13 protein-coding genes are annotated in these 11,897 nt (G+C 26.3%); 9 read left to right on the forward strand and 4 right to left on the reverse strand.

What is annotated here, in order from left to right; translation table 11 throughout:
* Positions 1 to 1,074 (forward strand): DNA primase (locus tag BP769_RS03445; RefSeq protein ID WP_413862072.1); only part of this gene is annotated, 1,074 nt, incomplete at its 5' end.
* A gap of 20 nt (positions 1,075 to 1,094) precedes the next feature.
* On the opposite strand, the gene BP769_RS03450 is transcribed toward BP769_RS03445, so the two are convergent.
* Positions 1,095 to 1,556, reverse strand: coding sequence for a hypothetical protein (locus BP769_RS03450; RefSeq protein WP_409198793.1), 462 nt, complete (start codon positions 1,554 to 1,556; stop codon positions 1,095 to 1,097).
* 208 nt (positions 1,557 to 1,764) lie between these two features.
* On the opposite strand from BP769_RS03450, the gene priS reads away from it, so the two are divergent.
* Positions 1,765 to 2,742, forward strand: coding sequence for a DNA primase catalytic subunit PriS (priS, locus tag BP769_RS03455; RefSeq protein ID WP_413862074.1), 978 nt, complete (start codon positions 1,765 to 1,767; stop codon positions 2,740 to 2,742).
* 679 nt (positions 2,743 to 3,421) lie between these two features.
* Positions 3,422 to 3,973, forward strand: coding sequence for a hypothetical protein (locus tag BP769_RS03460; protein ID WP_413862076.1), 552 nt, complete (start codon positions 3,422 to 3,424; stop codon positions 3,971 to 3,973).
* A gap of 160 nt (positions 3,974 to 4,133) precedes the next feature.
* Here the strand turns inward: BP769_RS03460 and cca are convergent, their stop codons facing one another.
* On the reverse strand, positions 4,134 to 5,540 hold the full coding sequence (gene cca / locus BP769_RS03465) for a CCA tRNA nucleotidyltransferase (RefSeq protein WP_413862078.1): 1,407 nt from the start codon (positions 5,538 to 5,540) through the stop codon (positions 4,134 to 4,136).
* A gap of 159 nt (positions 5,541 to 5,699) precedes the next feature.
* Between cca and BP769_RS03470 the strand changes: the two genes are divergently transcribed.
* From BP769_RS03470 to thpR, 4 genes are all read left to right on the forward strand, one after another.
* The gene (locus BP769_RS03470; protein WP_413862080.1) at positions 5,700 to 5,996 is read left to right on the forward strand and encodes a putative quinol monooxygenase; all 297 of its coding nucleotides are present in this window, start codon (positions 5,700 to 5,702) and stop codon (positions 5,994 to 5,996) included.
* A gap of 160 nt (positions 5,997 to 6,156) precedes the next feature.
* Complete coding sequence (locus tag BP769_RS03475) at positions 6,157 to 6,951, forward strand: 2-amino-3,7-dideoxy-D-threo-hept-6-ulosonate synthase (RefSeq protein WP_409199074.1); 795 nt, start codon at positions 6,157 to 6,159, stop codon at positions 6,949 to 6,951.
* A 23-nt stretch (positions 6,952 to 6,974) separates the two neighbouring features.
* Positions 6,975 to 8,105, forward strand: a complete 1,131-nt coding sequence (locus BP769_RS03480) for a 3-dehydroquinate synthase II (RefSeq protein WP_413825804.1) — start codon at positions 6,975 to 6,977, stop codon at positions 8,103 to 8,105.
* A 47-nt stretch (positions 8,106 to 8,152) separates the two neighbouring features.
* Positions 8,153 to 8,716 carry an RNA 2',3'-cyclic phosphodiesterase gene (gene thpR, locus BP769_RS03485; protein WP_413862082.1) on the forward strand — a complete coding sequence of 188 codons (564 nt, stop codon included), beginning with the start codon at positions 8,153 to 8,155 and terminating at the stop codon, positions 8,714 to 8,716.
* Positions 8,717 to 8,727: 11 nt separating this feature from the next.
* Here the strand turns inward: thpR and BP769_RS03490 are convergent, their stop codons facing one another.
* Positions 8,728 to 9,255, reverse strand: a complete 528-nt coding sequence (locus tag BP769_RS03490) for an SAM-dependent methyltransferase (protein WP_409199075.1) — start codon at positions 9,253 to 9,255, stop codon at positions 8,728 to 8,730.
* Positions 9,236 to 10,144, reverse strand: a complete 909-nt coding sequence (locus tag BP769_RS03495; protein ID WP_413862084.1) for a pantoate kinase — start codon at positions 10,142 to 10,144, stop codon at positions 9,236 to 9,238. Before BP769_RS03495 ends, BP769_RS03490 begins: the two co-directional genes overlap by 20 nt.
* A 116-nt stretch (positions 10,145 to 10,260) precedes the next feature.
* On the opposite strand from BP769_RS03495, the gene BP769_RS03500 reads away from it, so the two are divergent.
* Entirely contained in the window at positions 10,261 to 10,923 is a 663-nt protein-coding gene (locus BP769_RS03500; RefSeq protein WP_409198801.1) for a histidinol phosphate phosphatase domain-containing protein, read from the forward strand.
* A gap of 21 nt (positions 10,924 to 10,944) precedes the next feature.
* Complete coding sequence (locus tag BP769_RS03505; RefSeq protein WP_409198802.1) at positions 10,945 to 11,685, forward strand: UPF0280 family protein; 741 nt, start codon at positions 10,945 to 10,947, stop codon at positions 11,683 to 11,685.
* The last annotated feature ends 212 nt before the right edge of the window (positions 11,686 to 11,897 follow it).

Genomic DNA, 11,897 nt, shown 5'->3' on the forward strand with positions numbered 1-11,897 from the left:
ATATTGAAATTTGATGTAATTGCTTTTCATATGTTGGCACAAGCTGTAGCCACTAAATTTAATATAAGTTCTAGAGAGACTAAACTCTTCATAGAATCAGAAGGATCATTGATTCTTGATAGATTAAATCGTTTGTTAACTAATGAAAGACAAGATATGGTTGATTCAATTTTAAAACAATTATCCATAACACAGGGTTCAAGATGGACTATATTAAAAGATATTATTGATAATCGTAATTTATCTTTAACTAATTTATGTATAAACAATGGTGAAATAATTTTAAGTAAAGAAGATTTTTTGAATGCTTATAATGATAAATTTCATAATAGACGTCCTGAAAGCATGTATGATATGTTAGTTGGTGAAAATCTTAAAGAACAAATAGTTTCTAATATGATAATGTTAAATACTGAAAATTATATTAAAATGATTAAAGAAAAATCTTCTTTTGTAAATATTCATTCTAATATTGAAAAACTAGGTTCTGATGTAGAAAAAACTATTTCTGAAGAAATGACTAAATATAGTACTTTTTATGCTAATGCAAGTAATTTTAAAATAGGAAAATTAATTAGAGAAGCATTTCCACCATGTATATATAATACTGTAAATGGTGTATCTTCGGGTGGCCGTAATGATGCTATTGTTTTACTTTTAACTAGTTTTGTATCTTATGCTCGTTTATATCCAGGTATTTTTGCAAGTGAAGGTGGGGTGAAAGTTTCGGATATTGATAAAAATTTGGTCATTACTGAAAATGAAATTTTACCTTTAATTTATGAAGCTGCAGATAATTGTACTCCTCCATTATTTGAAGATCAACCCCAAGAAAAAATAAATATTATTTCTAAACTAGGATTTGGTATGCATGATAGTCCTGATTTAAATCATGAAGGTGAAACTAAATGGTATACTCCAATGAGTTGTGAAAAAATAAAGATGCACCTTCCTCAATTATGTAAATCTGATAAAGATTGTAAAAAAATTAATAATCCTTTAAGTTGTTATGGTATTAAAAAAAATAGATTAATTAGGGAAGGTAAAATAAAAGAAGAAGAAAAAAAGAATTAATGAAGAAAATTTATGCTTTTTTAGTAATTATCACATTCATTGTTATAATTTTGAATTATACTGTTTTCCCAATCATTGTAATTCATGAATTTATAATCTTCGATGCAATCAGCTAAAATATTAATTTTACGTTCTTCTTCATCAATATCTTCTTTTTCACAGAATTCACTTAATAAATCTGGAGAATATTTGTCCTTTTTTCTATCTACATATTTCAAGAATTTTTTATATTCTTCTTCATTAAAAAATTTTTCTGGAAGAAATAGTTCATCTTCCGCTTCTATGGTGAAAATTTCAACATAATTTAAATTATCTGGTATTTCGCCTTGTTCTAATCCTATTCCTTTTATTATTCCAGAATCTAATTCTATTATTGTCATTCCAGTTTTTTGATTAGGAATCCAGTTTTCTAAGGCAGGTTTTACAAGTGCTCTTGGACTAATATCATTAAAAATGCTTTTTAGTTCTTCTTCACTAATCATTTTAATCACTTCTTTTTATATTTCTTATTTAATAACTATGAATCTTTTTAATTTATATATTTATCCTTATTATTTTAGTATGAATTTTATAGGTATTTTAAGAATATTTTATATCTTTAAAAGTTATTTGTATAATTTTAATATAGATATAAATAATAGTATAAATATAGTTATATTTGTTTATAAACTATTTTTTTTAAGGATTGTCATGTTTGGTCCGTCATCATTACAAGAGAGAAGAAGATATTACAGGGAAGAATGGTCTCCAGATAATGTTCCTAATTTTATTTTAGATGAAATCATAAAAAAGGAATTTGGTTTTGATCATAATGGGACTGGTCCAAATGATCGTTATAAAACTTTTAAAGGCCCTAAATCTTTGAGACGATTTTTACGTGCTAAGGCTCCGTTTGCTGCTTATGTTAGTGTAGCTTATTATCAAGAACCTCGTCGTAGAGAAGGTTGGGAAAAGGCAGAGTATGTTTTTGATGTTGATGCAAAAGATTTACCTATACGTTCCTGTAATTGTGATGGTGTTTGTGAAATTTGTTTAAGTGAAGCCTTAGAAATTGTAAATAATTTAATTGATACTCTTAAATCTGATTTAGGAATAAAAAATATTCATTTAATTTACTCTGGTAGAGGTTATCATATTCGGATATTAGATCCAGATATGGTTGTTGCAGGTACAGGTTTGCGAAGTGAAGTTTTGAAGTATGTTGCAGGTGCTGAAGTTCCAAAAAGTAAATTTTCAAATCCTAATAGTATTAATAATACGTATGATATTCCTCATTTTATGATTCCAATTGCTTATCCTAATGTTTTTACTCAAAGAGTGAAATATGATGTTTTACATCTTAAAGGTAGTGAAGAGATTGATGGTATTAATCCTAAATTGCTTAAAGATATGATTAAATATAGAGGCTATTTGAATAATGATGATTGGGGTTCTTTTAAGGCTAATATAGGTCCTAGACGGTATAAAGATATGGAAAGGGGTTTGGCTAAAGTGAATCTTTCTACTATTGATGCAAAGGTTTCTATTGATTTAAAACGTATTTTACGTTTACCAAGTAGTCTTCATAGTAAAGTTAGTATGAAATGTGTTGAAGTTAAAAATCGTGAAAATTTTGATCCACTTAAAGAAGCTGTTCCTAAATTTGTATATGAACGTAAAGATTCTTAATTTAATTTTTGGTAATGTTTTTTTTATTTTTTCCATTATATTTGTTATTTTTAATTATGAATCTGTTTTATTATTTAGTTTTTAATTTTGACTTTCATTTTTCTATTTTTTTTATTTAATAACTAATTATTTGATTTGATTTAATTTCTATTATTTTTTAATCTTTTATTTTGGAAATTATTTTTTTCTTAACTTTTTTAATTTATTTTTATAGTTTATGTGCTTGTTTTAGTGTTAAATACTATTATTTAATGTTGTAGGTTTGTTTATTCTTTTATTTTGTTTTATTTAACTTTTTATTTTAACTGCTGTGTTAAAATATTTTATTATGTCTGAATTTTAATATATTTATCTTGGGGTTTGGTTTAGTTTCATTCTACCAGATTATTAATAATTATATTTTGTTCAATTTTTTTATTAATATTTTATTAAAAATAACTATACCTTTATATACTTGAAAGCACCTATCTATTTCTTGGAGTTAAAAATTAAACAAAATTTTTTTAACTTCTAAAATTTAGAATTGAAAATTTTTAGAAAAAATATAATCTAAATTTTTTCAGTTATATCGCCAAAAAAAAAATAAACTAAAAAGGATATTAGTTTAGGAGGCATAATATATGACAGAAAAATTTTACTAATAGAAATATTAATAATTTTAATAACTCTATCAATTGCAATGCAAGTAACATTTGCAGCACCTGAAAATGAAATTAGTATACATAATAATACCACTACACAAATTACTAATATTCATCCCCACCATATACCAATAGAACCGAATACAAAAAATAATTTAATAAACAACACCACATATTATGTAAATGATACACGAGAACATCTGAATTCAAGTTTAATTAATAAAACACCAAATAATATAAGTCCATTAATATTAAATAAATCACCAAATAATAATTCAGAAAGTATATTTGCACACAATCAAAGTTTCCAAAAATCAAACTTTTCAAACACAATAATCGATTCATTAAACGATACACATTTCAAAGTAAACGAATTAACAATCATAAATAATCATTTAATGATACATAAAGAAATGAAAAATCCTGACAAATTCAATGAATCAAAAATTTTAGGTAAACAAATTGAATTAAATAATCATATTAATAATCATTCGCATTTGCCTAAAATAATTGATGAAAAAAATCGAAATTCAACTAATTTCACTAATAAAACCAGTAGAGATTTTAAGGAGGATGAAGATTATGATTAAAGGAAAATATGTAAAAAAAGATATTAAATTCACCAAGGTAATCCAAAAAATTTGGCATTACATTTAAAATTTAAAAAAAGTAAAAAATATTGGTGGTGATGTAATAATAAAATCATATAAGGGTAAAAAGTCAAGTCCCTTATTTATCAATTTACTTTTTTTATCTTTTTACATACTGTTTAGGATAAATAAAATCATCTAAAAAGTTTAAAAAATCTTTTTTAAAAGAATAATTTTCAAAATTTTTATTAGATAAGAAATTTTCAATTAAATCTAAATCATAAGTGGCAATGATTAAATCTTTTAAATTTTTACCAATTTTAATATTATGAATATTTTCATTAGTTAAAATATAATTAATATAAGATTCTGGTGTTTTAAACTTTCTTTCTTTAGTTAATACTAATAAATCATCAATACTATACAGTTTATCTCCACGATAATTTTTAAAGTTATCGCAGGATTTTTTACTCCAAATTTTAGGTCCTTCATGTATAATATATTTACTTTGCTTGTAAACATTTAACTCAAAAATAAAAAGTGCTAATTTATTTTCATCAGTCCAATAGTCACTTTTAAAAATACTGAAATCTTTTGTTTCTAATTTTTCAGTAATAGATTCCATAGTTTTATTTAATTGGGGATGTAAACTATCTGGAGGGATTTCTGGTATTTCAAATTTTAACAAAAGTGTATGTGTTTCACGATCTTTGAATTTTTTTAATATTTCAGAAGTGCTTATTTTTTGTTTTTTATTTAATGGTTTGAAGTAATCTGATTTTTTGTCATTATTAGTTTCATCTAAAAAATTTCGTGAAGCGATTATAAAATCTACCATTTTTTCTAATCTTAATGCTGCTCCAACATTCCTATTTTCATCAGTTGGATCTATTGTTATTAGGGGATCATTAAAATTTTTTCCAGTCCCATAATCTTCGAGGTCTATAATTGTCCCATAATTCCAATTTTGTGCATTTTCTAATAATTTTTCAAAGGTTCCATATTTGAGAATGAGTAACTCACAAAGATACCCTGCAAATCCCCCGACCTTAAATTCAGATCCATAAGTTTTTATTTCGCTCATGAATTTTTTTAAAAGTAAAACTTCACTTTTTTGTTCTTCTTTTAAATGAGAAGTTATATATTTAGTATGGAGTAATGTTCTATCTACTGCGGATTTTAATTGTTTTGCGGATTTAATTTTATAACAAGGAACAAAATCGATATCATAACCATCAATACAACTTGTGAGGTATGGATGGGATGCGTAATGTTCTTCTGCTTTTCCATTAAATTCTTCACTACATTGATATCCTAATTTAAGCCCTAATTCTTTTAATTGATCCATTGGTGTTGAGAGGGGGAAATTTATAAAAATATCTATATCAGATTTCCCTCTTAAAAATGTATTTTTTGCAACTGATCCTACAAGTAATGCCTCTGCATTAATATTTTGTTCTTTTAATATTCTATTTAAGTATTTTATTAAGTTGTTACTTAGTGTATGTATTTGTTCTTTTTCCTTAGTAGTAGGTTGTATTTCATTTAAGATTGTTTTATAATTCATGTATTTTTCCCTTTTATTTTAGAATCTTTTTTGTATTATATTATCTTTATTTGTGCTATTTAAAAAAATTTTGGATGTTATTCTATTTTACTAAAAGTTTATAAATGTTAATTAATATACATTGAATTAAAGTATTTTAATATTTTAGGAGTTAAGTATATGTTACTCGTATTTGCAAAATTAATCCCTGTAAACGGAAAAGATAAGGAAATTATTGAAGAAGCACTAACTTTGGTTGAAGAAACTCGTAAAGAAGCTGCGAATATTGAATATAATTTCGATAAGGATGTTGAAGATGGAACTTATCTTTTTATTGAAAAATGGGAAGATATGGATGGTTTGAATAAACATCTTATTTCAAAACATTTTAAAGCTTTCGATACTAATATTAAGGCTTTTTCTAAAGATATGGATATTAAAGTTTTTAATGCTGAGTCTGTTAATTTATATGAGTAGCTTTGCTACTCTTTTTCTTTTTTTTAACAACCAATAATAATTGTACAAAAAAATACATTATAGTTTTTATTTGTACATTAAATTTATATACTTTTAAAGATTAATTAATTTTATATATAAGTAAACTTTATTAAAAATTTACAGCAATTAAGGAGTTTTAATCATGATAGGTAAAAAAATTCGATTAGAAAGAATAATAGACAGAAAAACAAAAAAAACCGTAATAGCTCCAATGGACCATGGGGTATCATCTGGGCCAATAAAAGGAATAGTTGATATGGATAAAACCATAGAACAAATATCTCGTGGAGGAGCAAATGCAGTTCTTATGCATAAAGGGATTGTAGAACAAGGACATAGAGGGTATGGAAATGATTTAGGATTAATAATACATTTATCTGCTAGTACAAGCTTAAGTCCAGATCCTAACAATAAAGTAACAGTAACTAGTGTAGAAAAAGCAATACAACTCGGTGCAGATGCAGTAAGTATACATGTAAATATAGGGTCTGAAAAAGAACCTGAAATGTTAAAAGAATTAGGGGAAATATCAGAAACTTGCAGCCAATGGGGAATACCATTATTAGCAATGATGTACCCAAGAGGACAAAAAATCAAATCTGAAACAGATGTAAACATGGTAAAACATGCAGCACGTGTGGGAAGTGAATTAGGTGTGGACATTGTAAAAACAAATTACACCGGTGATCCAGCAAGTTTTGAAGAAGTGGTAGAAGGAGCATTAGTACCAGTTGTAATAGCAGGAGGTCCAAAAGTTGATACAGATAGAGAATTATTACAAATGGCTAAAGAATCAGTTGAAGTAGGGGGAGCCGGAGTAGCATTTGGAAGAAATATTTTCCAAGCAGAAAACCCTGGAAAAATAACAAAAGCAATTTCAGAAGTAGTCCATAACAAAATGGATGTGGATGACGCATTAGAATTATTAAAATAAATAATTAAATAAAGGTAATTTTTATGGAAAAATTCGCATGGATAATGTCACCTAATAAAAATTGGGATGATAAAAAAGATTTAATCACAACCTCATTGGAATCTGGAATAAATCACATAATGGCTAAAGAAGACGAAATCAAAAACATCAAAAAATTAGCAAATACAAACATAATCTCTAACAATCCAGAAGCGGAAATATATTTAATTGGAATAAATGGTGAAGGAGACAACACTCTACCTTTATCCAAAAATTTAGAAAAATCCAAAGATTTACAAGATGCAAAAGAACATAAAAACTTAGGACAGTCTGTTGCAGCTTATATAGAAATAATTGATAAAGAGCATGAACATTTAGCTAGAAAATTAGGTAAAACTGTAGATTACTTAATATTAGTTGGAAAAGATTGGACAGTCATACCATTAGAAAATATTCTAGCAGATTTACAATCTGAAAATGTTAAAATTATTGCAGCAGTTACTGATGAAAATGAAGCAAAACTAGCTTTAGAAACTTTAGAAATTGGAACTGATGGGGTAATATTTGAACCTAAAGATTTTGCACAAATAAAAAAAATTGCTGATTTAATCGAAAACTTATCACATGAAAAATATAATTTGAAAGAAGCAACCATAACAAATGTAAAACCTTTAGGAACAGGAGATAGAGTTTGTATTGATACAACTTCCATGATGGTTCCAGGTGAAGGAATGCTTATAGGTTCCTATAGTAAAGCAATGTTTTTAGTTCATAGTGAATCATTAGAAAGTGAATATGTAGCATCAAGACCATTCCGTGTTAATGCTGGCCCTGTACAAGCTTATGTTATGGTCCCTGGAAACAAAACAAGATATCTAGCAGAATTAGAAGCTGGAGATGAAGTTTTAATTGTAAACAAAGATGGCACCACTAGACCCACTATTGTTGGAAGATGTAAAATTGAAAAAAGACCTTTACTATTAATAGAAGCAGAATATGAAGATATAAAAATTAAATCCCTTTTACAAAATGCTGAAACAATTCGGATAGTATCAAATAATGGGGAGGCTGTAAGTGTATCAAATTTAAACCAGGGGGATAAAGTAAAAGTTTTTATTGATGAAAATGCGAGACATTTTGGAATGGCAATAAATGAAACTATAATTGAAAAATAGATATAAAAAACATTTTATATTTTATCTTTTTTTTAGAAGTGATATTTATGAGTGGAGTTAGAAGTTTTTTAGCAATAGAAATAGAGCCAAATTTAAAACCATTAATTAATAATTTAATTAAAGAATTTAAAAAAACAGATACTAATATAAAGTATGTATCAACAGAAAATATACATTTAACACTTAAATTTTTTGGGGATGTATCAGAAGACATGTTGAAAAAAATAGAGATTGCAACAAATAAAGTAATTAAAAATTTCAAACAATTCAACATAAGATTAGAAAGATTAGGTACATTTCCAAATTCAAATCATATAAAAGTTATCTGGGTAGGTATAAATGAAAGTTCTGATTTAGAATTATTAGAACAAAAATTAGATACTGAATTTAATAAATTAGGATTTAAAAAAGAGAAAAATTATATTAGTCATTTAACTATTGGGCGCATGAAAAATCCTAAAAATAAAAAACAAGTTCAAAAAGTGTTAAAAGAAAATAATGAAGTTTTAATTGGTGAAATGAAAGTGAAAAATTTACATTTAAAAAAGAGTACATTAACTTCTAAAGGTCCAATTTATGAAGATTTAAAAGTATTTAAATTAAATGAATAATTTTTATTAAGTTAAATTTTTTCACTCCACAATTTAAACTCTTTAATTTGTGGGGGAATTCCCATATCTCCACAACTATCAAGGAAGCCGTTTTCAGAATGCATATCCTCATTACTGGTAGCAGTATTTATAAAATCAATTAAACCTCTATTTCGTATAATACTATCTCTAGGTTTAAATGTGGAAGACCAAATATAATAAACTTTAAATGTTGTATCTGGGTGATAACCTCCTCCAAGATCAACACTTAAAATATCACATTTATCTATTTTTTCTTTAACTTTTTTTAAACTTTCATGTAAACGAACATCACTATTTAAAAAACTTAAATTTTTATATTCAAATGATAACTTATCCATTTTAGATTTAGCTTCTGGACTATTATCTAATGCAATTAAATTCCCATTAGGGATTCTATTTAACATAAATTGGCTTGATTTTCCCACGTGACATCCTAATTCAATAATAGTATCATCTGGTTGTATAATATCTTTTAGGTTTTCTCGGTATGACTTCATTTTATAAGTAATTTTGATCATTAACAACTTTTCCTTTTTCTAAATATTTTATTCCATCATTATATAACTTAGATATGGTATATTCTTCTGGATCTATTTCAGATATATCGTCAGTTATTGCAAAAGCGGTATTTCCTAACATTGCCATACTTGCACCAAATGTTTTAGTATTTAAATCTTCTATTATCTTTTTTACTTTAGGATTCAGTAATTCTGTTTCTTCAGAAAATTGATAAGAATATTTTAAGAATGTTCTAATGCTTGGAAGTTTTAAGAATTTTTCCTCCATATTGGAACCTATTTTAGTAATTTTTTCTTTTTGTTTACTGTTTGTTATAATGTTTTTTGTTTTTATACTGCCTAAAGATTTTGTTATAATGTATAATTCGTTATCTGTATTTATAACTTCACACTCTCCGTAACCGGGGGCTCCAGGTTTTATTCTGAATACTAAACCTTTTTCCATTTCAGCTAATACATCACCAAGACCAGTTCCAAGACTTACTTCAACAAGATGTGCATATTGTCCTGCTTTAATTGGGGATATTGGAAGTTTGAGTAATTTAATAAGTGCTAAACTAGTACTCAATGCAGAAGCTCCACTTGTTCCAAATCCACAACCGACAGGAACATTAATGTTTTGATTAATTGTGAAATTATCTTTAAAGTTGAATTCACTTTTCATTAATTCTATTGTTTTACGGATTATTGCTTCTTTTTCTGGATTAGAATCAGCATTAATACTTATATTAGTTTCCTCATTATTTGGATTTTTCTGAATAGAAGTTGTTACTCCTCGATTTAATAATATTCCTGCACCTTTAGATCCGGTTTGTAAAGGTGTTGTTGCTTCTTGTATACTAAAAAATCCTGTTATATGTGAAGGTACAAATACATTAACTTTTTTCATTTTTATCACTAAAGATTTTTTTAAAATATGAACCCTTAAATATTTAATATAATATATAAAAATATAACAAAGATAATATTTAATTATAACTATTAATTTTGAAGGAGATTATTGATTTGGCATATAAAAGAATTGATTTGCATATGCACAGTTTATTTAGTGATGGTGAATTATTACCTAGTGAATTAGCTAGAAGAGCAGATGTTTTAGGGCATGAAACAATAGCGATTACTGATCATGTTGACTATTCTAATGTAGAAAATTTACCTGAGCTAATGGGTGCAATTGATGATGTTAATAGTAAATGGGATATAAATGTGGTTTTAGGTGCGGAAATAACTCATGTTCCTGCTGAATCAATTGGTGAATTGTCTATACGTTGTAGAGAATTAGGTGCAAAAATTGTTGTTGTTCATGGTGAAACTTTGGCAGAACCTGTAATAGAAGGGACAAATCATGCTGCTGTTCAATCAGATATAGATATATTAGCACATCCAGGTTTAATTAATAAAGAAGAAGTTATTCTTGCTAAAGAAAATGATATAGCTTTAGAAATTACAGCTCGTAAAGGACATTGTTTAGCTAATGGTCATGTAGCTAAAATTGCAACTGAAATTGGTGCAGATCTTGTAATCGATACAGATTGTCATGATCCTGATGATTTAATTAGCTTTAAACAGGCTTATCGTATTGCTCTTGGTGCTGGTTTGTCTGATTCTCAAGCTATGAAAGCTTTGATTGATAATCCTCATAAAATTTTAAATAGAAGATTAAGATAAACTATTTTTTTACTTTTTTTTATGAATTCTAATACTTTTAAATCTAAACTAAGTGTTGAAGAAACTAAAATTAACTTAGTAACAGATATTTCATTTCATAATTTAAATGATTATATTTTTAATATCCGAAGTACTATTAAAGATTATATGAAGCGTCATCCTATTTTTAGCGGTAGTTTCGAGCCAGTTATTGTAGATGATAGTGCTCCGAATATTATTAAAAGGATGTGTGATGCAAGTTCAGTTGCTGGTGTTGGACCTACTGCTTGTTTGGCTGGAACTATTGCTGAATTTTCTAGAGATTACTTAATAAGTTGTGGTAGTAAATATTCAATTGTTGATAATGGTGGGGATATTAGTTTTGTTACAGATAAAGATTTTATTTGTGGAATTTATGCAGGTAAATCTTCGTTATCAGGTAAATTAGGTTTTAAGTTTTTAGCTGGTGAAAAATTAGGAATTTGCTCTTCGTCTGCCACTGTTGGTTTTTCTACAAGTTTGGGTAAGTCTGATGTTGTAACTGTTATTGCTGATGATACTTTATTTGCTGATGCTTTAGCAACTAGTATTGGTAATCATGTTTTGGGGGTAGATGATGAAACCTCTGTTAATAATGGTTTAGAATTTGCTGATAATTTAAATAACTATTTTAAATCTGCTTTAATCATTGTTAATGATACTGTTGGTACTATTGGGAATTTACCTGAAATTGTTAAGCTTAATCCTTCTTTGGAAATTAATAATTTTGAGGAAATTGACTGATTTCTTTTATTTCTTGAAAATTGATTTTTTAGATGTAAGCTTATTAGTTCTATTCTTATCTTTTTTATTTTATCTTTTTTTATTTAATTTTAATTCTTTTTTTGTTTTATAGTTTTTTAATGTTAATTTTCCTATTTGGATTGTTTTTATGTCTTTATTTAAATTTTTATATTTTTTTATTTACTTTTTTTATTTAAATTTTTTGTTTTATG

The sequence above is a fragment of the Methanobrevibacter sp. UBA417 genome, from assembly GCF_002508845.1.
GTDB lineage: Archaea > Methanobacteriota > Methanobacteria > Methanobacteriales > Methanobacteriaceae > Methanobrevibacter_A > Methanobrevibacter_A acididurans.